General features: G+C 54.3%; 31 protein-coding genes, 1 pseudogene and 1 riboswitch. Of the genes and pseudogenes, 17 read left to right on the forward strand and 15 right to left on the reverse strand.

Annotation, left to right across the window (positions count from 1 at the left end; genetic code table 11):
- Positions 1-7: 7 nt before the first annotated feature.
- Both FXO12_RS21430 and FXO12_RS21435 read left to right on the forward strand, forming a co-directional pair.
- Positions 8-859 (forward strand): universal stress protein, encoded by an 852-nt coding sequence (locus tag FXO12_RS21430; RefSeq protein ID WP_160049730.1) that lies wholly within the window; start codon positions 8-10, stop codon positions 857-859.
- A 92-nt stretch (positions 860-951) separates the two neighbouring features.
- Positions 952-1485, forward strand: coding sequence for an NUDIX hydrolase (locus FXO12_RS21435; RefSeq protein ID WP_125970789.1), 534 nt, complete (start codon positions 952-954; stop codon positions 1483-1485).
- A gap of 112 nt (positions 1486-1597) precedes the next feature.
- On the opposite strand, the gene nhaA is transcribed toward FXO12_RS21435, so the two are convergent.
- The 5 genes from nhaA to FXO12_RS21460 all read right to left on the reverse strand — a co-directional run bounded on the left by nhaA (position 1598) and on the right by FXO12_RS21460 (position 5059).
- On the reverse strand, positions 1598-2800 hold the full coding sequence (nhaA, locus tag FXO12_RS21440; protein ID WP_106115699.1) for a Na+/H+ antiporter NhaA: 1203 nt from the start codon (positions 2798-2800) through the stop codon (positions 1598-1600).
- A gap of 310 nt (positions 2801-3110) precedes the next feature.
- Positions 3111-3641, reverse strand: coding sequence for an inorganic diphosphatase (ppa, locus tag FXO12_RS21445; protein ID WP_096143185.1), 531 nt, complete (start codon positions 3639-3641; stop codon positions 3111-3113).
- 2 nt (positions 3642-3643) lie between these two features.
- Entirely contained in the window at positions 3644-3997 is a 354-nt protein-coding gene (locus tag FXO12_RS21450) for a DUF190 domain-containing protein (RefSeq protein ID WP_096143184.1), read from the reverse strand.
- A gap of 10 nt (positions 3998-4007) precedes the next feature.
- Positions 4008-4391, reverse strand: coding sequence for a fluoride efflux transporter CrcB (gene crcB / locus FXO12_RS21455; protein WP_096143183.1), 384 nt, complete (start codon positions 4389-4391; stop codon positions 4008-4010).
- Between the two features lie 138 nt (positions 4392-4529).
- Positions 4530-4591, reverse strand: a riboswitch (Fluoride riboswitch).
- A 135-nt stretch (positions 4592-4726) separates the two neighbouring features.
- Positions 4727-5059, reverse strand: coding sequence for a hypothetical protein (locus tag FXO12_RS21460; RefSeq protein ID WP_032894856.1), 333 nt, complete (start codon positions 5057-5059; stop codon positions 4727-4729).
- Positions 5060-5525: 466 nt separating this feature from the next.
- Here FXO12_RS21460 and FXO12_RS21465 point away from each other — a divergent pair, with 466 nt between their 5' ends.
- Positions 5526-5987 (forward strand): 3'-5' exoribonuclease, encoded by a 462-nt coding sequence (locus tag FXO12_RS21465; protein WP_032894853.1) that lies wholly within the window; start codon positions 5526-5528, stop codon positions 5985-5987.
- A gap of 90 nt (positions 5988-6077) precedes the next feature.
- On the opposite strand, the gene FXO12_RS21470 is transcribed toward FXO12_RS21465, so the two are convergent.
- A complete protein-coding gene (locus FXO12_RS21470; RefSeq protein WP_050499464.1) occupies positions 6078-6557 on the reverse strand; it encodes a helix-turn-helix domain-containing protein in 480 nt (159 codons plus the stop codon).
- Positions 6558-6784: 227 nt separating this feature from the next.
- Between FXO12_RS21470 and FXO12_RS21475 the strand changes: the two genes are divergently transcribed.
- From FXO12_RS21475 to FXO12_RS21490, 4 genes are all read left to right on the forward strand, one after another.
- Positions 6785-7177, forward strand: coding sequence for a hypothetical protein (locus tag FXO12_RS21475; RefSeq protein ID WP_050499463.1), 393 nt, complete (start codon positions 6785-6787; stop codon positions 7175-7177).
- Positions 7178-7219: 42 nt separating this feature from the next.
- On the forward strand, positions 7220-7666 hold the full coding sequence (locus FXO12_RS21480) for a hypothetical protein (protein WP_032894852.1): 447 nt from the start codon (positions 7220-7222) through the stop codon (positions 7664-7666).
- A 90-nt stretch (positions 7667-7756) separates the two neighbouring features.
- A complete protein-coding gene (locus FXO12_RS21485; RefSeq protein ID WP_032894847.1) occupies positions 7757-8140 on the forward strand; it encodes a hypothetical protein in 384 nt (127 codons plus the stop codon).
- Between the two features lie 55 nt (positions 8141-8195).
- Positions 8196-8474: a hypothetical protein gene (locus FXO12_RS21490; RefSeq protein ID WP_032894846.1), complete on the forward strand. Its 279-nt coding sequence runs from the start codon at positions 8196-8198 to the stop codon at positions 8472-8474.
- A gap of 61 nt (positions 8475-8535) precedes the next feature.
- Here FXO12_RS21490 and FXO12_RS21495 read toward each other — a convergent pair.
- The 6 genes and pseudogenes from FXO12_RS21495 to FXO12_RS21515 form a co-directional block, all read right to left on the reverse strand.
- Positions 8536-8649, reverse strand: a pseudogene (locus tag FXO12_RS21495) (DUF411 domain-containing protein); the annotation flags it as partial.
- A gap of 27 nt (positions 8650-8676) precedes the next feature.
- The gene (locus tag FXO12_RS21500; protein WP_032894845.1) at positions 8677-8949 is read right to left on the reverse strand and encodes a heavy-metal-associated domain-containing protein; all 273 of its coding nucleotides are present in this window, start codon (positions 8947-8949) and stop codon (positions 8677-8679) included.
- A 114-nt stretch (positions 8950-9063) separates the two neighbouring features.
- Entirely contained in the window at positions 9064-11334 is a 2271-nt protein-coding gene (locus tag FXO12_RS21505; protein WP_032897731.1) for a heavy metal translocating P-type ATPase, read from the reverse strand.
- 90 nt (positions 11335-11424) lie between these two features.
- Positions 11425-11676, reverse strand: coding sequence for a DUF2933 domain-containing protein (locus tag FXO12_RS29115; RefSeq protein WP_032894843.1), 252 nt, complete (start codon positions 11674-11676; stop codon positions 11425-11427).
- Between the two features lie 125 nt (positions 11677-11801).
- The gene (locus FXO12_RS21510; RefSeq protein ID WP_032894840.1) at positions 11802-12197 is read right to left on the reverse strand and encodes a hypothetical protein; all 396 of its coding nucleotides are present in this window, start codon (positions 12195-12197) and stop codon (positions 11802-11804) included.
- Positions 12198-12296: 99 nt separating this feature from the next.
- Positions 12297-12692 carry a hypothetical protein gene (locus FXO12_RS21515; protein WP_032894838.1) on the reverse strand — a complete coding sequence of 132 codons (396 nt, stop codon included), beginning with the start codon at positions 12690-12692 and terminating at the stop codon, positions 12297-12299.
- A gap of 285 nt (positions 12693-12977) precedes the next feature.
- Between FXO12_RS21515 and FXO12_RS21520 the strand changes: the two genes are divergently transcribed.
- From FXO12_RS21520 to copD, 5 genes are all read left to right on the forward strand, one after another.
- A complete protein-coding gene (locus FXO12_RS21520) occupies positions 12978-13187 on the forward strand; it encodes a co-regulatory protein PtrA N-terminal domain-containing protein (RefSeq protein ID WP_032894835.1) in 210 nt (69 codons plus the stop codon).
- A 148-nt stretch (positions 13188-13335) separates the two neighbouring features.
- Complete coding sequence (locus FXO12_RS21525; protein WP_032894833.1) at positions 13336-15189, forward strand: copper resistance system multicopper oxidase; 1854 nt, start codon at positions 13336-13338, stop codon at positions 15187-15189.
- Between the two features lie 127 nt (positions 15190-15316).
- Positions 15317-16162 (forward strand): copper resistance protein B, encoded by an 846-nt coding sequence (locus tag FXO12_RS21530; RefSeq protein ID WP_232964630.1) that lies wholly within the window; start codon positions 15317-15319, stop codon positions 16160-16162.
- A 69-nt stretch (positions 16163-16231) separates the two neighbouring features.
- A complete protein-coding gene (copC, locus tag FXO12_RS21535) occupies positions 16232-16615 on the forward strand; it encodes a copper homeostasis periplasmic binding protein CopC (RefSeq protein WP_032894831.1) in 384 nt (127 codons plus the stop codon).
- 2 nt (positions 16616-16617) lie between these two features.
- The gene (gene copD / locus FXO12_RS21540) at positions 16618-17553 is read left to right on the forward strand and encodes a copper homeostasis membrane protein CopD (RefSeq protein WP_032894830.1); all 936 of its coding nucleotides are present in this window, start codon (positions 16618-16620) and stop codon (positions 17551-17553) included.
- Positions 17554-17604: 51 nt separating this feature from the next.
- Here copD and FXO12_RS21545 read toward each other — a convergent pair whose 3' ends face one another.
- The gene (locus FXO12_RS21545; protein ID WP_032894829.1) at positions 17605-18051 is read right to left on the reverse strand and encodes a DUF411 domain-containing protein; all 447 of its coding nucleotides are present in this window, start codon (positions 18049-18051) and stop codon (positions 17605-17607) included.
- A gap of 288 nt (positions 18052-18339) precedes the next feature.
- Here FXO12_RS21545 and FXO12_RS21550 point away from each other — a divergent pair, with 288 nt between their 5' ends.
- Positions 18340-19023, forward strand: a complete 684-nt coding sequence (locus tag FXO12_RS21550; RefSeq protein WP_032894827.1) for a heavy metal response regulator transcription factor — start codon at positions 18340-18342, stop codon at positions 19021-19023.
- Positions 19020-20402 (forward strand): heavy metal sensor histidine kinase, encoded by a 1383-nt coding sequence (locus FXO12_RS21555; protein WP_047338274.1) that lies wholly within the window; start codon positions 19020-19022, stop codon positions 20400-20402. The genes FXO12_RS21550 and FXO12_RS21555 overlap by 4 nt, the downstream gene beginning before the upstream one ends.
- Before the next feature lie 293 nt (positions 20403-20695).
- Here FXO12_RS21555 and FXO12_RS21560 read toward each other — a convergent pair whose 3' ends face one another.
- The gene (locus FXO12_RS21560) at positions 20696-21337 is read right to left on the reverse strand and encodes a hypothetical protein (protein ID WP_032894825.1); all 642 of its coding nucleotides are present in this window, start codon (positions 21335-21337) and stop codon (positions 20696-20698) included.
- A 12-nt stretch (positions 21338-21349) separates the two neighbouring features.
- Positions 21350-22087, reverse strand: coding sequence for a HupE/UreJ family protein (locus tag FXO12_RS21565; RefSeq protein WP_032894822.1), 738 nt, complete (start codon positions 22085-22087; stop codon positions 21350-21352).
- 513 nt (positions 22088-22600) lie between these two features.
- On the opposite strand from FXO12_RS21565, the gene FXO12_RS21570 reads away from it, so the two are divergent.
- From FXO12_RS21570 to FXO12_RS21580, 3 genes are read left to right on the forward strand one after another with little or no spacing between them, the layout of a single operon-like run.
- A complete protein-coding gene (locus FXO12_RS21570; protein ID WP_032894820.1) occupies positions 22601-22900 on the forward strand; it encodes a metal-sensing transcriptional repressor in 300 nt (99 codons plus the stop codon).
- A gap of 7 nt (positions 22901-22907) precedes the next feature.
- A complete protein-coding gene (locus tag FXO12_RS21575; protein WP_160049747.1) occupies positions 22908-24044 on the forward strand; it encodes a nickel/cobalt efflux protein RcnA in 1137 nt (378 codons plus the stop codon).
- Between the two features lie 12 nt (positions 24045-24056).
- The gene (locus tag FXO12_RS21580; protein WP_032894818.1) at positions 24057-24494 is read left to right on the forward strand and encodes a YqaA family protein; all 438 of its coding nucleotides are present in this window, start codon (positions 24057-24059) and stop codon (positions 24492-24494) included.

Raw genomic sequence — 24494 nt, forward strand, 5'->3', positions numbered from 1 at the left:
AACGACAATGACCCACGTAATGGCATGCATTGATAACTCACAATCCTCACTGGCGGTCTGCGATTACGCAGCATGGGCCTCGCAACGACTCAGCGCTCCCCTGACCTTGCTTCATGTGCTGGATAAGGAGAAATATCCTGCATCCGCTGACCTCAGCGGCAATATCGGTCTCGGTAGCAGAGAACATCTACTGGAGGAGTTGGCCACGCTGGATGCGCAGCGTGCAAAACTGGCCTTGGAGCATGGGCAGCACATGCTTGAAAAAGCTCGCGAGCGAACAGTCATCTCTGGCGCCATGTCACCTGATCTGAAGCAGCGCCACGGCCATCTCGTCGAGAGCCTGAGCGATCTCCAAGACGACATTCGATTGCTGGTGATTGGAAGAGTCGGTGAGGACAGCGCGCGCAGTGCCCAAAGTCTTGGCAGCCAGATTGAAGCGGTAGTCCGAACTATCCACCGCCCCATCCTGATTACAACCAGCCATTTCAGAAAACCTGAAACGGTCATGGTGGCATTTGACGGCAGCGCTACAGGCCACAAGACCGTACAGATGCTTGCTTCAAGCCCGCTATGCGAAGCCCTGCCAATTCATATCGTCATGGTTGGTACGGACTCTGAAGAAAATCAAAACGAGCTGGAGAAAGCACGAGCCACACTTGCCTCTTCTGGCGTGCTAGTGCATGCCGAGATCCACCCAGGCGAAGTAGAGTCGGTACTGCATGCGTATCAGGCAGAGCATGGCATTGACCTCCTGGTCATGGGTGCGTACGGGCACTCACGCATCAGGCAGTTTCTTGTAGGCAGCACGACCACGACGATGCTGCGGACATCCACTTTACCCGTATTGCTGCTTCGCTGAGCCAGTGCCACTGGCCACAGTATTTCCAGAATTGCGGAAATGCCGTGGCCACCCTGGACGATGACTAACTGATCTTGCGGTAACGAAACTACATGCAACTCATAACTGAAATTGTTCACCCCGAGCTGAAATCCAAACAGGGCAGAGTATTCCGTCGACATGCAGCACGCGGCATCGTGATGCGGGATGAACAGATCCTGTTGCTGTTCACCGAGCGCTATAACGACTTCAGCTTTCCTGGAGGCGGTCTTGATGGTGACGAGAGCATTGTCACAGGCTTGAAGCGTGAGCTTGAGGAAGAGACTGGTGCCCGTGAAATACAGGTGCTCCAGCACTACGGTTACATCGAGGAGTACCGGCCCTATTGGAAGCCACAGTACGATCTGATGCACATGACCTCGCATTTTTATCAATGCGAAGTCGCGCCCCAGCTAGCGCCCGTGAGAATGGAAAGCCACGAAATCGCTAATGGTATGCGGCCTGTCTGGATCAACCTGCATGAAGCCATAACGCATAATGAAGCCGTGATGCAGCGTCAGGAGTCATCGATGGGGCAGTCCATTCAGCGCGAAACGTTCATGCTGAAAAAAATCGCGTCCGAGTTGATGCCGCCAATCAGCCTTTGAGGGGATATTTCAGCAACTTGTGGCGTAAAGCACGATGACCTCGCTTCGCGAGACGATGTTCCGGCCACAGGATTTCTGTCAGGGAGAAACTCCGTGGCCGGCTCGCTTACGCTTATTTAGAAACCGTGGCGGCGACAATGGCGGGCGCAGCGCTGCGTCGCAAAATCAGGACTCCACCGATTGCAGCCAGGGTCGAACCAATCAACACGCCGACTTTTACCTCATCGATCAGGTGAGCTGATCCAGCAAACGCCAGGTTTCCGATGAACAGGCTCATGGTGAAGCCGATGCCACACAAGAGCGCAACGCCGTAAAGCTGTGCCCAATTGCTGCCTTCCGGCAGTTTGGCCAAGCCCATACGAATGGCCAGAGCAGCCAATAGGAAGATGCCAATCTGCTTGCCCACCAACAAGCCGAGCGCAACACCCAGCGGAACCGGATCGACTAGGTTTTCCATCGAAATACCGGCCAATGAAACACCCGCATTGGCGAAGCCAAAAATCGGCACCACAGCGAACGCTACCCACATATGCAGCTTTTCTTCTAGGAACAGCAGTGGAGACCGGGCTTCCTCTTCAGGCTTACCCATTGGAACGCACAGCGCTACAGCGACACCCGCAAGGGTGGCGTGCACTCCCGATTGCAGCACGAAGAACCACAGCACACCACCTACCAGCAGATACGGGAACAATCGTCTGACGCCCAATCGATTCATTGCGATCAGAATGGCCAAGGTTGCAAGCGATGCCAGCAACATCGGCATGGAAAGACCAGAGGTGTAGAAAAAGGCAATGATGACTACAGCACCCAGGTCGTCAATGATCGCCAAGGCGGCGAGGAAGACCTTCAGCGACGTAGGGACTCGCCTCCCCAGCAACGACAAGACGCCCAAGGCGAATGCGATGTCGGTAGCGGCTGGGATAGCCCACCCCTTCAAAGTCTCAGAATTACCCCAGTTGATTGCGATGTAGATCAGCGCAGGCACAACCATGCCACCTAAAGCACCAAACCCCGGCAGGGCGCGCTGGCCCCAAGTAGAAAGCCCACCTGCCAGAACCTCTCTTTTGATCTCTAGGCCGACCATCAGGAAGAAGATGGCCATGAGGCCATCATTGACCCAATGCTCCACAGACATGCCCAACCAGACACTGTGCAAGGCGGCAAAATAACCTTGCGAGAGAGGCGAGTTCGCCACGATTAGGGCCGCGAGTGCTGCGCCCATCAGTACAAGACCGCCAGCGGATTCCGACGATAGGAAGCGAGCCAGAATCGCGGCTGCTCTAGGGGTTTCTGCGGGAGCTCTACTATGAGTCATCAGTGTCCTTGCGCTTTGATCCAAAGCGATTATTTTAACATCCGAGGTTTACCAGCGCGGCAGGGCACATAGCCTGTAACGATTTACACCGAGCCTTAATCAGCCTTCAGTGTGTTCCCAGGCACGGGCTCGCTCATGAAACGTAGGAGCGCGCTCCAAGCACATAGCCTCACTAGGCGAGCGAGCATCGATCCTTCTTTACAGGCGTGTGGCTCCTCGGATATTTGATGATTGGAGCAACTTAGGCCCAGCATAAATGCACGCACCTCAGCGCGATCCTATGACAGTGGCATTTGAATCTGGAGTAAGCCTATTTGGGGATATACGCAGCTACCGACTTGCGAATCTCTTCCCGCGCTTCATCGGCGCTGCCCCAGCGGCCCATCTTCACCCACTTACCCGGTTCCAATGCTTTGTAGTTTTCGAAGAAGTGCTGGATCTGGGCGAGGAGTAACGCAGGGAGGTCTGAGCACTCCTTTACGTCGATGTACATGGAGCTGAGTTTTTCATGAGGCACTGCGATCACCTTGGCATCGGCTCCGGCTTCGTCAGTCATGTACATCACACCAACCGGGCGACTGCGGATGACAACTCCAGGTGAGACGGGATATGGACAAACCACCAGGACGTCCAGCGGATCGCCATCGTCGCTCAGCGTGTTCGGGATAAACCCGTAGTTGGCCGGATAGAACATCGGTGTACTGAGGAAGCGGTCAACGAAAATTTGTCCGCTCGACTTGTCCACCTCGTACTTGATCGGCGAGTGGTTTGCAGGAATCTCGATAACGGTGAAAAAGTCATCGGGGATGGCGTTGCCAGCTGGGATGTCCGCGTAGCTCATGTTCATAGCTCCGAAGTTGTGGAGGGTGTTGAGCTGGAGGGCGTTTTTCCAAGGGTGCCCATCTCGACTGGCGTCTTCGTGAAAAATACCGATATTTCCTCAGAGTCCAATCGTTTGAACAATCGTTCTGCCTCATCTTCCGTGATGGCCAAGCGAATCTCCGTGGGTTGATCCGCCAGCTCAAAAAAGTGCGATGAATGCAGTTTTCCTGTGTGCCCAAACCCTTCGATTCCGGTGCAGAGCGTGGCGCCTCGCAACCCCATTTCTTTAGCCACGTCGACGATCCATTCGCCTAGCATCTTTCCCTGATAACGACGGTTTTGTTGGGTGAAGAAAACGACCATATAGCCTTTCATTTCTATCTCCTCAGCGAGTACCAATCATTTGGTAGGACAGAAGCCCGGCAGCGGTCATCGCTAACGAGCCTAAGACATGCAACGAAATTGAGCCGAGCGCCCAAACCAGTCTACCCTCCTGAATCAAGGCAACCGTTTCGGCTGAAAATGTAGAGAAGGTGGTAAGCCCACCACAGAAACCCGTGATGATAAGGAGACGCCACTCTGGACTGAGGGTGGGAGAAGCGGCCAAGAAGGCGATGGCCAGGCCGATGATGTAGCCCCCAACCATGTTCGCGACCACAGTACCTGGCGGGATCGTCGGGAAAAGAGCATTCAGCTTCATGCCCAACAGCCAGCGCAACCAGGCTCCAAGTGAAGCGCCAACGGCAATGACGAATAATGACTTCAGCACGCAGAGTCCTCCTCATCAGATCTGAGTGGACTAACTGGCAAGCAGCTCGCGCTGAAGGAAAAGGGAAACTCGAAGAATAAGATCATAGCCTGTCCTTAATTGGAGGACAGGGAGACACACCTACGCACCCTGTCCAGGGTTCACGTAGGCATCATCAGCTCTAAGGCGGTTAAAGGAGGAATGCCATCTCCTGTTCTGATCCTATAGCATCAGCGCCAATGGCATCAAGAGCAGCTACACGCGAGCGATCTGGAGGCCCCTTCGGCCAGGCAAGATGGTTGATCAATGATCCAGGCAGGGGTCGCCCCTTCGCCCAACCAGATTAGTTGGCGCGTCTACATCGATTTAACCGATACCACTTCCACATACTTGTACTTTTTCCTAGCAGCCTTCACAGCCTCCTGCTCAGCAAGCAACGAGCTCAACGTATCAGCCTCGTGAATCAGCTCGACCATTTTCCCTTCAAACTCGTTTCCAACCCGTAACGTAACCCTCAGCCTGGGCGTAAAAGCTTTCGCTTTCTTCTTGGCTGCTGGAGCAACCACCGGTTTCGCGGGCACAACTTCTTCCACAGGCTCTTTTACTAGAGGTGCGGGCACCTGCTCTTCGGGCTGAGGCGTACCGAATAGGGCACGACGCATTTCTTCTTCAGTTAATTCAGAGCTCATAGAACATCTCAACGGGACGCATTTCGCTGGGCAAGTGTTAATAAGATTGTTGCTGACTGGTATTCGTGGAGCCTGTGCGGACGTCAAATCCCCAGTTCGATTTCAAGACAAGAGCCTCGTAAGGCTTGCGAAAGCTTCACCTTTGGCAGCAGTGTAATGAGCCCATCAACTAAGTTGCTAGCGTGACGAGCGTACAGCGTGACTGTGCCTGCATCAGGCGTTCGACCTGGCACGATGGCCCCTACCCGCTGCTGGGCAATTTTCAGTATGCTCAAGACGTCCTGACTCACCTCATTGGTGGACAGGTGTTCAACCAATGGTCTGGGTGGAGGGGCGGCGCGGCTCCACAAATTTACAACCACCTGAAGCAGTCCGTCTGAGCCAAGATGTTCAAGAGCTATCTCCCACAGCTGGCCTTCCTGCGCCATATCCAGGCGAGCCCTAGTCATAACGGAGTTCCAGCAAAATGAGGCTCTTTCTTGATTGCGAGTTCACCAAGCTCTCAGCCACAGCGAAGCTGATATCACTCGCACTGGTAGCTGAAAATGGACGCGAATTCTACGTGGAATTGCTCGACACATGGCGAGAGGAAGATTGCAGCGACTTCGTCATAGAGATCGTTCTTCCGCAGCTCTGGGGCGGTGGCAATGCACAACCCATTATCAGGGCAAGAACTGCACTGCTCGATTACCTAGCCTCGTTCGACGAAGTCCTGGAGATTGTCACAGACGCTCCACAGTACGACTGGGAGCTTTTCTGCGAACTCGCATATGACAATGGTACATGGCCAAGGAACGTTCGGAATTACCCCACCGATGCAACCACTCTAGATGCCTCAAGTGACGGGGCTCCGCTTCCGCATCACGCTCTTCTTGACGCCCGTATCATCGCTAGCATGTTCACCGAAAGCGATCTGAAGAAAGGGTAATGAAGTCCTAAGAGGCCAAGGTGAGCTAAAGCTGTCTTTCACAGCAAACCTTCCTGAGGCATTTTCAACCTGGTGCTGGTCATTCAAAAATCAGGCCTGTTCGGACTTGCTGGTCAAATACCTACGAATAGTAGTTTTAGACAGACCCAACGCTTCCGATATCTCAGTCACTGACACTCCCTCACTGTTCAGGCGATTTGCCTCTGCGGCTTTCTGCGCTGCTCCGGATCGCGCCGGTCGACCAGGAGGAAGCTTCCCTGCACTTACCAACGACTCCATCTCAATATCTACGCTGTCCTTTTTTATCCTATTTAGTTGCTTATTCAGACGCTTCAGCCCCTCCCTAAGCGGCTCGTTGGACTGTAGACACGTCGCCATGAGAATCAATGAGGCCGGCTCAACCTCAAGCAGCGCTGCGAGACGAATGAGCACATCAATCGTGATGTTCACCTCCCCACGCTCAATCCGGCCCCAATAGGAACGGTCAATAGTGATCAGGTTTTCTTGCGTAAGACCTTTTTTTCTACGCAGTGCTCGCACCACTACAGCTAGGGCTTCTGCGGCCTCCATGACATTTCCCCACGCAAATCGAGGATAAGGCCATATTGCGACGCACCATAACACGGGCTATGATCCGTATTACGGCGCTATCAGCGTTTTTGAGGCCTGCTTTTCGATGCATATACATCCGTAAGCGGAGCTAAGCACCTTGCTTGCGGCAGCCATCTGCTCGAGTGCGAGCGACAACAAGCGGGATTGAATTGTCAATTTCCCGGTTATTAATGAAAGGAAGCCCTATGGCTAGCGTCGAAGAACCCGACTTCATGAATGCGCCACGGACACCACTTGAGGGCCTGTCGAGCACCTCTGCAGCTCGAGCTTTAGCAGTCGAACGCTTTCCTAAAAAGCCTTACTGCCTAGTCCGCGACTGGACAATATTTCGCATTGAAGTCACCCGCGACGAACTCTTCAAATGTCATGCAGCGGGCCAGCTCCCGATGATCCTGTTTGCTCACAACGTGGCCGAGGACAGCCAAGGCCGTTTCGAACGCGGCGATTGGGTTCGTTCAAGCATGTGCACCGGTCTCCACGACGGTGTTGCGTTCGAGACCAGAAACTCTGTTTACGTATTGATTGGCCCTGGTCATGAACAGCTCGCAAGCCTGAAAGACGTTTTCTCCCTCTTCTAACCTGCGCTCTGTATCGGAGCCCCTTCAGGCCAAGGACATACGATGTTTAGAACACACGACGCCGACATGCTGGGCCTACCGGGCATGTTCGGTGAGGGTCAATACCAATGGCAACAGGTATCCAAAGTGCTTCGTAATCACTGGTATCACGTAACTGTCCAAGCCATGTACGAGGACAGAACTTCAGAGGCGGTTCTGATGATCGACAGCGAACCACGGCTTCAGCAACTGCTGATTGCCCAGGACTCGGAGACGATCATCACAGAGGTGCAAGTTGTCACACCTGCCCACATGAATGGCACGGGAGTTTGGCGCATGGAGAAGCTGACCAAAGTGACGCTTGGTGAAGACCAAAACGAGTGTGTTGTGTGCCTGCTAGAGGTGGAGACCGGCTCCAAATACCACAGCTCTCACCAACCTAGCTTCAACACTGATGTGCTGAGCAACCTTCGTCCGATCTATCACGCAAACATGATTCGTACAGCCTGAGATTTACCAAGATTTCTGCACGATACCAGCACAGATGGTTGCGTGTGGAATTCCTGGTTACGCCGTATATACCGCCAACGGAGTGCAACAATGCTGAACATGATTGGCTTGGATTTTTATGGGAAGCGCCACACAGAATTCGACCTAATACGAATCAAAAAAGCTCAGGCGCAAGGCTTCGATAGACCGATCACAGCGTATCTTTGCAGCGCCTCCATCAAAGCCCGAACGGGCATAGGCGTAGTGTTTGGTCACAACCGTAAAGACCAGTATGGGCGGTTCGGCGACGGCCATTTGATCCGCACTTCTGATGTGATCAAAGTCGAGCGTGAAGGCAGGTTTTGGGTGATGACGACGGAGAATAGTCGTTACGTCTTGGCGACGTTCCAGAGGGGTAATGGACGTGCAAGCCTGCGTGAGTTTCTGCGGCTTTCACGGGGGATGCACCACTTCACCCCGCGAGGGTTACAGTAATGGTCGTGGTCTTCTTCCACTGGCGAACCCTCCTGAATGGCTTCGAGGTGGTGTCATGATCGTCAAGGCAGGCGAAGTCATCTGCATTGCCTCGGGCATTTTTGAGAATTACGACCGCGCTGGGCCCTTTGTTGCAACGCAGGACTTCGACCTCGATTCATTAATAGCAGAGGCAGTGAAGCCGCTCACAGAGAAATGGGAAGTGTCGAGTTTGTTTGGCGATATACCCAGGATGCTTTTCGAAAACGGGCTTATCACCAAGCTTCCTTGTCGCAAAATTTACCTAGGAGCGATGGGCGAAGTCGACATTCGGGAAGAGCAGGATGACCTTTGATGACGACGCTTCAAGCATTTTACTAAAGCGTCATGATGGTAGCGATAGAGCTGAGATGGTTTGCCTTGCAGTAGCCGCAGTTAGGATCGCGGTAAACGTCGATGACTTCAGCGGCTTGTGCCGCTCCGGTCATGGGTAGTGTCGTGAACGCGGCAATTCGCAGACTGGCATTCATGCGAGTTCTCCAGTTTATTACTAATTCTTACCGGCAGCAGCAACCGCCGCCGTTCCCGCCACAGCCCGAGTTTTTCTTACTCGCTACGCTTTCCACTGTCGCCAGCTGTGCTGGATAGCCCGCGTTCTCCAGGGCTGTAAGCAGCGCATGGCTGTGCGAATCGCCGCTGACCTTCACCCGTCCGGCTTTTAAATCCACCGATACGTAACTCACGCCTTCAACTGGGCGCAGCGCTTCGGTGACATGTTTGACACATGAACCACAGCTCATGCCTTGGACTTGCAGTTCAACAATTTTCATTGGTGACTCCTCACAACAAAGTTGATCATGGAAAGACTAACGCATGAGGCTTTTTTGCGGCGTTGGCTTATCCTCAACCTTGCCGCCATGGCAAGGTCAAGCGGTCGTTGTCACTCAATCAATGGAAGCCTGGCGCAGACGTAAGGCGTTGAATACTACCGACGCCGAGCTCACGCTCATGGCCAGTGCGGCAATGAGCGGTGACAGAAGGTGACCGGTAAGTGGATAGAACAAGCCGGCAGCCAGTGGGATGCCCATGGCGTTATAAAGGAAGGCGAAGGCCAGGTTCTGGTGCATATTTCTCACCGTCGCGACTGACAGGCTGCGCGCCCGTAGGATACCGAGCAGATCCCCCTTCACCAGAGTGACCTGAGCGCTGTTCATCGCCACGTCAGTGCCAGTGCCCATGGCGATTCCTACATCAGCGCGAGCCAGTGCGGGGGCATCATTAATGCCGTCGCCGGCCATCGCCACCCGGTGTCCGGCTAGTTGCAAAGATGCCACCAGACGTTCTTTATCTTGCGGCTTGACCTCGCCGTGAACCTCCTCGATGCCCAACTGGCGGGCTACCGAGCGAGCAGTTGTAAGGCCGTCGCCAGTGGCCATGATGACCTTGACGCCATCCGCCTGCAGACGCTCGACGGCCAGCTTCGTGGTGGGTTTGATGGGGTCGGCAACAGCCAGTAAACCCGCCAGGGCGCCGTCCACTGCCAGGTACATGATGCTCGTACCGTCGCCGCGTAGCTTCTCGGCATGTTCTTGCAAGCTGTCTGTGGAAACGCCGGCTTCCTGCATCAACGCGGTATTGCCTATCATCAGTCGGCGACCCTCGACCTGACCGCTTACACCAATACCTGAGGCTGACTCGAAGGTTTCAGGTGTCACCAGTTTTAGCCCTGCGGCACGAGCCTGCTCGACGATGGCGTGGGCCAATGGATGCTCACTGCCCTGATCGAGACTTGCGGCCAGGCGCAACACTTCATCCTGAGTAAATCCGGGTACGGCCTCGACGCTATGGAACGCTGGTCGACCTTCCGTGAGGGTGCCAGTTTTGTCGACTATCAAGATGTCTATCTTGCGCAGGTTTTCGATAGCGGCGGCATCGCGAAACAATACGCCGCTGCCAGCAGCCTTGCCGGTGGCAACCATGACTGACATCGGTGTCGCTAGGCCAAGGGCACAGGGACAGGCGATGATCATGACCGCGACAGCGTTGATCAGTCCGAACACCCAACTTGGCTCGGGCCCCCAAAGCCCCCAGCCGAGTAGAGTCAGCGCGGCGATAGCAATCACCACAATCACGAAGTAACTAGCAATCACATCTGCCAGCCGTTGCATCGGCGCTTTTGAGCGTTGTGCCTGCACAACCATCTGCACAATCTGTGCGAGGAGGGTCGCTGATCCTATCTTCTGCGCCTGCATCACCAGACTACCGTGGATGTTGAGAGTGGCGCCGATCAGCGCGTCGCCGGCCCTCTTCATGATCGGTATCGGTTCGCCGGTGAGCATCGACTCATCTACAGCGCTTTCGCCTTGCAATACCTGGCCGTCTACAGGTACTTTTTCTCCCGGACGCACACGTAATGTGTCGCCGCTGTGTACGTGTGTCAGAGGGATGTCTTCTTCCGTGCCATCGGCATTGATCCGTCGGGCAGTTTTTGGGGCCAGTCCAAGCAGCGACTTGATGGCAGCCGAGGTTTGCGAGCGAGCCTTGAGTTCAAGCATCTGGCCGAGAAGGGTCAGTGAGATGATCACAGCCGCTGCTTCGAAGTACACACCGATGCGGCCCTCCATCATGAAGTTGCTGGGGAATACATCGGGGGTCAGGGTTGCCACGACGCTGTAAAGGAAGGCCGCCGCCGTGCCGAGGCCGATTAGCGTCCACATGTTCGGACTTCGCTGAATCACCGAACGCACACCACGCACATAAAACGGCCAGCCAGCCCACAGCACGACGGGTGTAGCCAATCCCAGCTCGACCCAATTTTGCGTGGTGCCATGGAACAACTCCAGGGCATGGCCACCCATAGCCAGCACGGTGACGATCACTGTCAGCGGCAATGTCCACCAGAAGCGCCGGGTGAAGTCCTTGAGTTCTAAGTTCTCTTCTTCCTCCAATTCGGGAATCACCGGCTCTAAGGTCATGCCGCACTTAGGGCAGACGCCGGGGCCGATCTGGCGAATTTCCGGATGCATGGGACATGTGTATTCAGCGGCACCCGTTAACGGTTCTGCTGTTGTCTGAGGGACTGGTTCGATTTTCGGTTGAGATATTCGATAACGCTCGGGCGCTGTCCTGAAGGCCGTTTGGCATTTCAGACTGCAGAACCGGTAGTGTTGCCCCTCATATTCCGTGCTGAACTGGCTGTCGTTACTGACGGTCATGCCACATACCGGGTCATGGGAGCCAGTGGCTTGGGGTTCAGAGTTCTGTATTGGGCCGTGCTCTTGACGAACCTCAGGGGTGTGCATGAGCTAACTCCTGTTCGCATCCTTGGTTGAGACTGAGGTTTCGCCGTGATGATTGTGACCACCGTGGTGGTGCCCGAAAAAATGCATCAGCGGGCACAACAGCAAAATCATATAAGGCAGTAAACCCAGCATATGGCCGTAGTGTTCTCTTGCCAGATAGAACAGCACGATCACCAGCAGCATACCCAGCGCTATGCCGGGTTTGCTCCTCCAAAATGTTGGAGAGGTGTTAGCGGAATGTGGCGAATTCACCATGGTTCTGTACTCCTGAGGGAGTGCGGTTTAGTGATACGTCGTATAGGTGCAACGGGCGGCAGTTTTACCCTTGGCATATTGGTTAAGGTAAAACCGTCGCTGCATTGCCTACAGGCTTGTGCGCGTCACTTGCTCGTCGGCATGTTCATCATGCTCGTTTGCTGATCCATCATTTTCATCATCATGTTCATCATTCCCATCTCCATGCCGTCTTTGTTGCTGCCCATGCCCTTGCCATGACAGTTCTTATGCATCATGTCCATGCTTTCCTTCATCGTCTTCATGCTCTCCTGCATGGCGGCGTGTCGCTCGGCAGGGGTCTTGGCGGCGGCTGCCTTGTCGTGTGCAGCCTGCATTTTTTGCATTTGCTCGGTCATGACATTGTTTTGCATCGGCGTAGCTGCTTCGCTTGTCTTGGCGGGCGCGGTCTGCCCCTCCGGGTGATGCTCATCGACTGCCGAGGCGATAAGTGGGCTGCTCACGAGCAGGGTGGCGAGGATAAATTTCAATGTGGCATGCATGGCAATCTCCAAAGGGTCAGGACAATTCAGGTAATACCAAGCCGCGCCAGGTTGGCGCAGTCAGACAGTGCGCCGAAGATCGGCGCGCAGAAGGTCGGATTAATCGTTGAAACGGACGAAAATCAGGCGGGCAGGAGGTCTGGCCGGTACAGGACGCCGTAATGCAAGAAAGGCAAAAGCGGAGGGATTGGCGGGATACAAAATCAGCAACGCTGGGATAAGGAGCAGAAACGTCCAACTGAACAGGTCAAATATTTGAAGATGGAGCGAAGGACTTACAGCTATTGCCGCATCGGAGCAGTGCTGAAGGCAACCGAGGGCATGGGCGTCGTGGCTATCGTGATCTTGCGTGGTGATCAGCGAGACATGAGTTGTAGCCGGATTGTGGCTGGGCTGTGCCAGACATCCCTGGGTCGCTGCCAGACCAAACGCTAACACCCACAGCACGATGGCGAGGCGTATGAACGTTGGTTGACGATGGCGAAACCAGAACATGGAGAATCTCCGGTACTGATTAGCGGATTTTGATTTTTCAACATACTCCACATTGAAGTGCCACAGTTGATCTACATCAATTTATGCAGCCGGCTGTCGGTTCTGTGGTGCGGTCAAATTTTATGACGCCCATCGATCTTTCAGATGTTGAGTTTCTCCGGGTGCTGTCAAAAGTGTAATCACCGGCTAAGCGTGCTGACAGGTACGTTCCCTCATCATCCTCATCGAGCTGACGCTCAAACTCTCTGGTTTCATCGAGAGTCAATTCCTTGAAGGAGATGCACTATGAAAGCAACCAACGTTGTGATTCTTACACTCAGTTTGGCTATATCGTCCCTGGCCTTTGCCGAAGGTGGCGGCGACCGTGCGGTTGAGCGCATGGAACGAGCTCGCGAGACGGCAATGGCCACCGGAAAGTCTGCCCCCGGAGCTGAGGCGCAAGAAAATATTGCACAAGAGAAGCTCAAGGCTGAAAAGCAGCCTCACCATTGCTGAGCCAACCAGCTTACTGAAATGTAATCACCCCGTTTGCTGGCTTATGGCATCTTCCGATACATCAAGCGCACTAGCTCGTCTAGCGTTAGCCCTTAGGGGCACGCCCAGTGCGCACATCTAACATCCGACTGACGGGACATGAATCGGTATGCAAGCCAAAACCTCTCGGCGCACCTTTGTGAAAGGACTCACCGCAGGCGGGATTCTCGGTGGTTTAGGCCTCTGGCATACCCCTATCTGGGCCGCCCCTAGAGTGGGCGATGCCAATGTCTTGTCAGGTACAGAGTTTGACCTCTTCATCGGAGAAACACCGGTAAATATCACTGGGAACTCCCGGACGGCCATGACCATAAATGGCGGGATTCCTGGGCCCCAGCTGCGCTGGCGTGAGGGCGATACCGTGACCTTGCGGGTCAAGAACCGCCTCAAGGATATGACTTCTATCCACTGGCACGGAATTATCCTTCCGGCAAACATGGACGGTGTTCCAGGCCTTAGCTTCCATGGAATTGAGCCTGATGGCACGTACGTCTATCAGTTCAAGGTCAAGCAGAACGGAACGTACTGGTATCACAGTCACTCCGGCTTCCAAGAACAGGTTGGTGTGTACGGCCCACTGGTCATCGATGCCAAAGAGCCTGAGCCTTTTGAGTATGACCGCGACCTCGTGGTGATGCTTAGTGACTGGACTGATGAAAATCCTGCTTCGCTGATGAAAACACTGAAGAAACAGGCGGACTACTACAACACCCATAAGCGAACAGTGGGTGACTTCATCAATGACGTGGCTGACAAAGGTTGGTCAGCGACCGTCGCTGATCGCAAGATGTGGGCCGAGATGAAGATGAATCCTACGGACATTGCGGACGTCAGTGGTGCGACGTACACCTACTTGATGAACGGACAGGCTCCGGACTCCAATTGGACTGGCACCTTCAAACCTGGCGAAAAGCTCAGGTTGAGGTTCATCAATGGTTCAGCCATGTCCTACTTTGATGTACGAATTCCAGGTTTGAAGATGACTGTTGTGGCCGCTGATGGCCAATACGTCAAACCGGTAAGCGTGGATGAGTTCAGGATCGCCACTGCCGAGACTTTCGACGTGATCGTCGAACCCACGCAAGAGGCCTACACACTGTTTGCGCAGTCGATGGATCGGTCGGGTTACGCCAGAGGCACCTTGGCTGTCCGGTCTGGCATGACTGCTCCAGTGCCTGCGCTAGACCCTCGTCCTCTAGTCACCATGGCCGACATGGGTATGGCCGGTATGGATCACGGTGGGATGGCCGGTATGGGCGATATGGCTGGAATGGATCACAGCAAAATGGCCGGTATGGGAGACGACTCGATGCAGGGTATGTCAGGTATGGACGGCGGAGCCATGAAAGATAGCTCTGGTGCTATGCAAGGCATGTCCAGCATGCAGGGAATGGATCACAGCAATATGTCCATGGGCGGCATGAATGGTATGGGAGAAATGCAGTCGCACCCAGCCACAGAGTCCAACAATCCCCTCGTCGACATGCAAGCAATGTCGACCTCTCCGAAGCTCGATGATCCTGGCATGGGCCTTCGCGACAATGGACGAAAGGTGCTGACGTACTCTGATCTAAAAAGCACGTTTGAGGATCCAGATGGCCGTGAGCCAAGTCGCACTATTGAACTGCACTTGACCGGTCATATGGAGAAATTTTCCTGGTCTTTCAACGGCGTGAAGTTTTCAGACGCCGAGCCGGTAAAACTGAAGTATGGCGAGCGAGTTCGGTTCGTTCTTGTGAACGACACCATGATGACTCACCCCATCCACCTGCATGGGATGTGGAGCGACCTTGAAGATGAAAACGGGCAATTCCTTGTCCGCAAACACACCATCGATATGCCGCCAGGATCAAAGCGCAGCTACCGGGTGACTGCAGATGCGCTGGGACGCTGGGCCTATCACTGCCATCTCCTATACCACATGGAAATGGGCATGTTCCGTGAAGTGCGCGTGGAGGAATAAGGAGATGGCTATGAGTAATTTCTTAAGCGGGACTCGCATGCACTCGGCTGTACTCACGGTCGCTCTCACTGCTGGTGTTGCCTTGCCGGCAGCTGCTGAGTCTAGCCAGGGGGTGGCCGCTGGGCAGATGCAGGGCATGGATCACAGCCAGATGCAGGGTATGGATCACAGCCAGATGCAGGGCATGGATCACAGCCAGATGCAGGGCATGGATCACAGCAAAATGGAGGGTATGCAGCCCGCCAAGCAACCACTAACTCAAAGCCGGACTCCGATACCACCACTTACCGATGCTGACAGAGCCGCAGTCTATAACGCCCCTGGTGGTCATGAAGTTCATGACACTGCAATCAACTCATTTTTTATATTTGAGAAACTGGAATGGCAGGATGCTGACGATGGAAGCGCGCTGAACTGGGAAGCACAAGGTTGGATAGGGGGAGATGTTGATCGGCTATGGTTGCGCTCCGAAGGTGAGCGCACCAATGGGAAGACTGAAGAAGCAGAGGTTCAGGCACTTTGGGGCCACTCCATTAGCCCTTGGTGGGATTTAGTCGGTGGGGTTCGTCAAGACTTCAAACCAGGCGACCCACAAACGTGGGCTGCTTTCGGTATTCAGGGCCTGGCTCTCTACAATTTCGAGGCCCAGGCTACTGCTTATCTGGGTGAAGGTGGCCAGACCGCTGCTCGGTTGGAGGGTGACTACGACATTCTCCTTACCAATAAGCTGATTCTGCAACCGACGGCAGAATTCAATTTCTATGGCAAAAACGATCCTCAACGCGGGGTCGGTTCAGGGCTGTCTGAAAGTGAGGTTGGTTTGCGGCTTCGGTACGAAGTCCGCCCGCAATTCGCACCTTACGTCGGTGTAACTTGGAATCGGGCTTATGGCAGAACCGCAGACTATGCCCGCGAGGAAGGCGAAGATAACAACGAAGCACGCCTAGTGCTCGGCGTCCGAGTGTGGTTCTGAAACAAAGTTAGCGGTACTAAATAATTATCTAACCTCATTACAACAGCTTCGCGCTGTGAGGAGCCTTGCATGTCCGTATTCAAATCCTGTGTTGTGGCCGTCGCTCTTTCTTCTAGCCTGCTGCTCAGTGCAGTTGCCCAAGCTCACCCGAAGCTGCTGTCTTCAACTCCGGCTGAAGGCGAGAGCGGCCCAGCTCCTGCGAAGATTGAACTGCATTTTTCCGAAAACCTGGTTACTCAGTTTTCCGGGGCCAAGTTGGTCATGACGGAAATGCCTGGCATGTCACACTCCCCTATGCCCATGAAAGCCAGCGTGTCTGGCAGTACCGATCCTAAAACCATGATCTTGACCCCGGCCTCTCCTCTCACCGCTGGTACTTACAAAGTCGAATGGCGAGCGGTCTCCTCCGATACCCATCCGATTACCGGCAGCGTTACTTTCAAAGTGAAATAAGCGTGGGCGACCCATTGAATGTGGCGCTGCGCCTCGCGCTTTATCTGGATCTAATGCTCCTGTTCGGCCTGGCGGTCTTTGGACTGTACAGCTTTCGGGGTAAAGAGCGCGTGTCCGGAGCGGTGCTGCATTTTGGGTGGATACTGCCCGGCACCGCTGCTATAGGCATGCTTTTGTCCGTAGCAGCTTTCATGATTATCACAAGCAATATGAGCGGCGCCTCCGACTGGGACGAGCTGCGGCCTCATCTGGAAATGATGCTGTACGAGACTGAGATCGGCTATAGCTGGGTGACGCGCATGATCTCGCTGGCAGTGGTGATTTTTGTCGCAAGTCAGAGCAAGCGATGGCCAACAGGGAGTCTCTGGGTTGCTACCTTGGCAGGCAGCATCGCCTTGTCCACGCTTGCTTGGACAGGTCATGGGGCAATGGACGAAGGTACTAAGCGGTTCTGGCACTTTGCAGCTGATATTCTGCACCTCCTCTCCGCTGGGGGCTGGATCGGAGCTCTTGCGGCGTTTGGCCTGATGTTGAGGATTAAAGGGGCTAATCCGGAGCAACTCGTAAGAGTGCTGTCACGAGCGCTTAAAGGATTCGAAACAGCGGGTGGATTTATTGTTGGCACAATCATAATTACTGGCGTCGCTAATTATCTCTTCATTGTCGGGCCGACAGTAATCGAACTCGTAACTAGCACCTACGGCATTCTCCTGCTGATGAAAGTCCTGCTTTTCGCTGGGATGATTGGGCTTGCTGCACTCAATCGTTTCTACCTGAGTCCCTCACTTGAACGTTCTTTGAAGGCTGGGGATTATTCTCTGGCAGCAACTGCCTTGAGAAAAAGTGTGATGCTCGAATCGACCTGTGCAGTTGTCATCGTTTTCTTGGTGGCATGGCTAGGAACGTTGAGCCCTTCAATCGAGATGGCTCAAGGGTGATTCATGAGCCAGATCTGAGCGTCACTATGGACGCTCAGGACTAGGTAAAAACTATCGGCTCGAGGGGTAGTCAGCGACCACTTCTTGCGCACCTGCCTTGGTGAGCCCCAATACTTGATAAGGTTGATGATTCTGGCCGTAGTCCATGCCGGGGGAGCCTGCTGGCATGCCTGGTACTGCAATTCCTGCGAGGTCTGAGCGGCCACTCAGCTTCTTGATTTCTTCCGCAGGGACATGCCCCTCTACGAACTTGCCGTCAATAACAGCCGTATGGCATGACGCGAGTCCCTGCGGCACTCCTAAGCTCTGCTTAATAGCGCTCATATTGCTTTCAACATGGTCGACCACCTTGAATCCATTCGATTCAAGGTGCTTGACCCACTCCTTGCAGCATCCGCAGTTCGCGTCACGATGCACATCGATTGTGAGCGGCTCAGCCGCCTGCGCGACAGCACAAATCATCAAGCCCACGGCGAGCGATAGCTTTCGTTTGAACATTCGATGCACCTCGTAGCGTTTTAGTATGCGGTTGCTCTGCAAGCCCCCTAGCCTTGGGCCAGCCGTCATGCTTCCACAGTGGTTGGAATTAGGTTAAGCGCAAAAAGCTCAAATCGCTGATTACATTTTTGTAAGCCGCCTGCCAATTCACTCCATCCAACCCATCACACACCGACCTGTCGTGGCATCGGGCGATCCGTGGGCTGTTGAGGCAATTACATTTACGTAAGCTTGCGCACAGATGTCAGATTGGTAGCACACTAGAACACCGCAAACCGGAGCCCGTGCATGAAACTCTTGGTCGCAGAAGACGAACCCAAAATCGGAATGTACCTACAGCAGGGTCTTGTGGAGGCTGGCTTCACTGTCGACCGAGTTGTTACGGGAACAGAGGCGTTGCACCATGCGTTAAATGAGACCTATGACCTTCTGATCCTGGACGTAATGATGCCCGGCCTGGACGGCTGGGAGGTCATTCAATCTGTCCGCATAGCCGGGAACTCAGTTCCTGTTTTGTTTCTGACAGCCAGGGACGGGGTTGATGACCGGGTCAAAGGGTTGGAACTAGGAGCGGACGATTACCTAGTCAAACCCTTTGCATTTTCCGAATTGCTTGCTCGCGTCAGAAGCTTGCTCCGCCGTGGTTCCGCCGTACCCAACCAAACATCTATCAAAATCGGCGATCTGGAGGTCGATCTTCTGAAACGACGTGCCTCCCGCTCAGGTCGACGCATTGACCTCACCGCCAAAGAATTCTCCCTCCTAGAACTCCTTATGCGCCGTAGAGGGGAAGTCCTGCCAAAATCACTGATCGCATCGCAGGTTTGGGATATGAACTTCGACAGTGATACCAACGTGATCGAAGTAGCAATTCGCCGGCTCCGGGCCAAAATCGATGATGATTTCGACACTAAGCTGATTCAGACCACCAGGGGAATGGGCTACATGCTAGATGCGCCGGATACTGAATGAAGCGTGTATCTCTTACCTTCCGTTTGAGCATGATGTTTGTCTGTGCCGTGGTAGCCGTGCTGGTTGTAGCAGGCTTTACCTTCGATGCTTTTAGTAGACATCACTTCAAAGCGCTCGACCGTCAAGCGATGACGGAAAAGCTCGTATCCATTCGGCAAATCATGGATGGCGAGGCCGGCTCCGTAGACTCTTCAGAAGTGGTGTTACAACTGCAAGCCCTGCTGGGCGCCCATCAGGAGCTTTCAGCATCGATTGTCACCAACGGAGGGAGGACGATCTTCGCTACTCCCAACGGAACTGCACAGCCTACCGCTGCGGTTCATGAGGCTGGGGAAGGTTTGTTGGAGTGGACGGCTGGCGGCCATACGTATAGAGGCATGAAGGCCCAAGTTCATTTAGTGAATGAAGCTGAGCCACTAACCGCATGGTTAAGTATGGATATCACCAGTCACATGCACTTCGTTGAAACTTTGCGTTGGTGGCTGGTCATTGGGCTGGCTATCAGCGCTCTGGTCAGCGCAGCGTTAGGGTGGCTGGTGGCGCGCAGCGGGTTAAAGCCGGTCGCACAGGTGACGCAAGTCGCGGCCTCAATGTCAGCCGGTTCGCTGAAAGAACGCATCCCGATGGACTCGGTGCCTCGTGAGCTTGAGAGCCTTGTCTCTTCTTTCAACGCCATGCTTGCTCGCCTTGAAGAGTCTTTTGTTCGGCTGTCCAACTTTTCAGCCGATATTGCGCACGAGCTACGAACCCCTATCAGCAATCTGCGTACACACACCGAAGTCATCCTTTCAAAGAAACGTGCACCGGACACTTATGAAGAGAATCTCTATTCAAACCTGGAGGATCTGAACCGACTCTCCAGCATTATTGACGGCATGCTTTTCTTAGCAAAATCGGACAACGGTCTGGTTCTACCTGCCAAAGAGAAAGTCGAGTTGCGTTCGGTGGTCGAAAAACTTTTCGAGTATTACCAGTTGCTGGCAGAAGACACCGGAGTAAAGCTACAAGTCTCCGGACACGGCGCGGTCTATGGTGACGGTACGATGTTGGATAGGATGATCTCGAATTTACTTTCTAATGCGCTCAGGTATACCCCTCCTGACTGCACTGTCTCCGTAAAAATCGAGTCGTTGGGTAGCATAATCAGCTTGTCAGTGAAGAACCCCGGCGAGGAAATAGCTGGAGAACATCTGCCCCGGTTGTTTGACCGTTTTTACAGAGTCGATCCTGCACGTAGAGAGGGTGCTACGAACAACGCGGGGTTAGGTTTGGCAATCGTCAGATCACTGGTTGACGCCCATGATGGCGCCGTTGAGTGTGTCTCCGGAGGAGGCTATACGACCTTTGAGATCCGCTTACCTGCTTGGCCTGCTGACTGAGAATAAAAGAAAACTCCCGTGCCTCTTCTTTGAGGAACAAGGCCGCAATGCGGCCTTGTTTATTTACGGCGTCACTCGTGTGAATGGCCGTGCCCAGCGATCTCAGAAGTTGCGTCTTTTTCATCGCCTCCGCAGGCCGTCATCAAACCAAGGAAGCAGATCAGGAGCATCGAACGGATCATGGTTGTTGGGGTTTTCATTGGAATACTCTTCAAAAATGGATGAAATTGAATGACATGTGGTCAAGCAGCACGCTGCGTTTCTTGCCGTAGCACAGCCATCGCTGCTTCTGATTACTGTTTGACGCCCAAATAATCGCCGCTGGTTTTCAGTGTGATGGTCACGTCGTTAGTGCTGCGATTACGCCAAAACCAGCCATGGGTGCCGTCAAAAATGGCGGTGAACTCACCTTTATCACTTTTGACTTGCTTGCCCTTGTTGTAGCTGTGGAAGTACCCCTTTTCGCCGTTGTAAGGCTCTCCATGAGTGTCGTAGTTCACAGGCCCACCTGCCGCTGTCCATTCATAGCTGACAGCCTTGTCCTTCAGCACTTCCAGTTTGATTTCTGTCCCTTCACCTGGCTTGAGCGTGACGGTCATTTGATCCGTCTTTAACGCAGGGGCAGGTGTCGCAACCGGTTGAGTCACTGGTTGAGCCACCGGTTGGACTTGCGCAACCTGCGGAGCCGGGGCTGAAGCCGCTGGTTGAGGTGGAGCTGCATCCGCCAACGCCTCTTGGGCAAGAGTGATCTTCAGTTCGCCCATCTGGGTCAGCCCCAGTGTCCGGCCCACACCTGTCGGATCAATGGCGTATTCCGAGGGCATGACCACGGTCACCAAAAGGCCGGCTGCAACCAGCATTGCAATGACAGTCGAGCGCACCAGTTTGCGAGTGGTAGGTAATTCATTAACAGTGGGAAGCGGAGTATTGAACATGGTCAGAATTCCTTACGTAGAGACAAACAGGCCAGTGATCTGATAACCCATCAGCAGGAAACCGGCACTCATCATGGCGACGTTGGCGGTATAGGCGTGGCGCCAGAAGCTGCCAGTGCGCCGCCAAAACCCCATCAGAATTAGAATCGCGCTGAGGGCAAGCAATTGGCCGATCTCGACACCGACGTTAAAGGCGATGAGGTTGGGAATCAGGCCGTCAGGCGAGATTTCGTACTCCTGGATTTTGGTTGCCAGACCAAAGCCGTGGAGCAGGCCGAATATCAGCGTGGCCACTTTGGTGTTGGGTTGGAAACCGAACCAGCGCTGGAATGCACCCAGGTTGTCGAGCGCCTTGTACACCACTGAAAAACCTATGATGGCGTCGATGATGTACGAGCTAATGCTAATCTCGGTGAGCACACCAAGTAGCAGCGTGACCGAGTGGCCTACAGCGAATAGCGTGACGTAGAGCCCCACGTCTTTGAGGCGATAGAGGAAGAAGATCACCCCGAACAGAAACAGGAGGTGGTCGTAGCCCGTCATCATGTGCTTGGCGCCCATGTAGATGAAAGGCAGCAACATGACGCCGGAGCTTTCCTGGATGAAGCCCTTGTCACCTTCCGCGACGGCGTGAGCCATCGCCTCGGGCATTCCCAGGAAAAGTACAGCGACAAGTAAAAACAACAGCAATACGGGGCGGTGCAAAGGCGCAGTAAACGCGCCGACGCCGCTCATCGAATACGAATGCATAGATCAATCCTACGTTGCAGAGATCGAAGGCCGCAGTGCGGCCAAGGTCAAGACGCGAACGAAGGACGGGGTGGACGCTCGATCAAAAATATCGGCGGCAGGGGAACAGAGTCTCGAAGCGCATCGACCCGGATGGATAGCATTAGGGGGGTCGCCAGCATCAACGCTGCTGTGAGTTGCGGTGTTTCGTGCTGGTGATCAGGGGTCAATGGCGAATGGTAGTGATCTGAAAGGCTCGAGTAGCTGGATGAAGCCTCTTCGCCGTGGGAGTGATGGGCATCTTGCGCGATCTCCCAGGCTGGCTGTTTCGACGCCACAGATAACGAATAGGTATGCCCAGCCCAAGCCACCAACATGGCGAGAGCAAGTGCGATTACCACCGTCGTTGTCAGTGTTCTGCTGAACATGGCGTTAGGGTTTCAACTCGTTTTATAGGGCTTTTACGCGTTTGACCACATCCCCCTGGGGGGGATAGGATGCCAGCGTAATTCATTGAGGCCTGAGGCTCAAGTCATGAGTGAGCACGAACACGAACACAGCCATCCCCACACCCACCAGAGTCATGAGGCAATCATCAAACGTCTCAAACGGGCAGATGGGCATTTACGCGGCATCATCACCATGATCGAAGAGGGTCGTGAGTGCGTGGACATCGCCCAGCAGCTGCATGCGGTTGAAAAAGCAGTGTGCCAGGCCAAACGTACGCTCATCCAGGATCACATTGATCACTGCCTGGAGGACACCGTTTCGGCGCTAGGCAATGGCGAGCGCGCACCACTGGAAGCTTTCAAGCAAATCACCAAGTACCTCTAGGTCTGTCATGCCCAATTTTGCTGAACTGCTGCAACAAGGCGGGGCTCACGCCTGGCTGTATTTCCCGAGCGCGATTCTGCTCGGCGCCTTACATGGCCTGGAGCCGGGACATTCCAAAACCATGATGGCGGCCTTCATCGTGGCCACCCGTGGCTCGGTCAAACAGGCAGTTTTGTTAGGTTTGGCCGCGACGTTGTCGCATACCGCAGTGGTGTGGTTGGTCGCCATCGGCGGCATGTACCTGGGCAAAGGATTGGACGCGCAAACCACTGAGCCGTACTTCCAGCTTGCCTCCTCTGTACTGATCATCGTGATTGCGCTTTGGATGCTCTGGCGTACTTGGCGCGGTGAGCAGATGTTCAAGTTTGAGCAAGGTGATGATCATCACCACGGCGAGCACGACCATGGTCATGATGATGAGACCCATCGAATCGATACCGGCCATGGCCGCATCGAGCTGTCGATCTTCGAGGAAGGCATGCCACCGCACTGGCGCCTGAAGACACTGACCGGGCACGCTTGGGCTGCCTCAGATGTTCGCCTGATGACTACTCGTCCGGACGGTAGCACCCAATCGTTCTCTTTCGTTGAGCGCGACGGCTTCCTGGAGTCGACGGTCGATATTCCGGAACCACATGAGTTCAGTGCTCGCTTGAGTCTTGGGCATGCAGGTCACTCCCATGATTACGATCTTCAGTATCAGGAACACGATCACGGGCATGCTCATTCCGAATTGGAAGGCTTAGAGTTGTCGATTGATGGCTACCAGGATGCGCATGAACGTGCGCATGCCAACGATATACGCAAGCGCTTCACCAATCGCGAGGTCACCACGGGCCAGATCGTCATGTTCGGCCTGACTGGTGGTCTGATTCCTTGTCCGGCTGCCATTACCGTTCTGTTGCTATGTCTTCAGGTTAAAGAAGTCGCACTGGGAGGCATGCTTGTCCTGTGTTTCAGCATCGGATTGGCGCTCACCTTGGTCACTGTAGGTGCTGCGGCGGCAATTGGTGCTAAGCAGGCCTCCAACCGTTGGCCTTGGCTGGGCACCGTGGCTCGTCGTGCTCCGTACCTGTCCAGCGTGCTGATCATTGGTGTTGGTCTGTACGTGGGTTTCCATGGCTGGATCGGCCTGAACGCTTGAGGCAAGTCTTTCGTGTTTGAACTTACGAGCTACATTGGTCTGTTCGTGGCGGCATTCGGTGCCGCGACGTTATTGCCGATGCAGTCTGAAGCCGTGCTGGTCGGGATGTTGCTCGCCGACCGGTACGTCGTTTCTACGCTATTGGCGGTAGCCACTGTTGGCAATGTGCTTGGCTCCGCACTGAACTGGCTTCTGGGCCGTTCTGTTGAGCGATTTCGCCACAAGCGCTGGTTCCCCGTGAGCGAGAGCAAGTTAGAAAAAGCCCAGCATTCCTATCTGCGCTACGGGCGCTGGTCACTGTTGTTGAGCTGGGTGCCCATCATTGGCGACCCGCTGACAGTCGTCGCTGGAGTCATGCGCGAGCCACTCTGGAGTTTCCTGCTGATTGTCACCTTGGCCAAGGGCGTGCGTTATCTCGCGCTGACCGCCGTCACCCTGGGGTGGGCATGA

The sequence above is a fragment of the Pseudomonas sp. J380 genome (assembly GCF_009827115.1).
Lineage (GTDB): Bacteria > Pseudomonadota > Gammaproteobacteria > Pseudomonadales > Pseudomonadaceae > Aquipseudomonas > Aquipseudomonas paracarnis.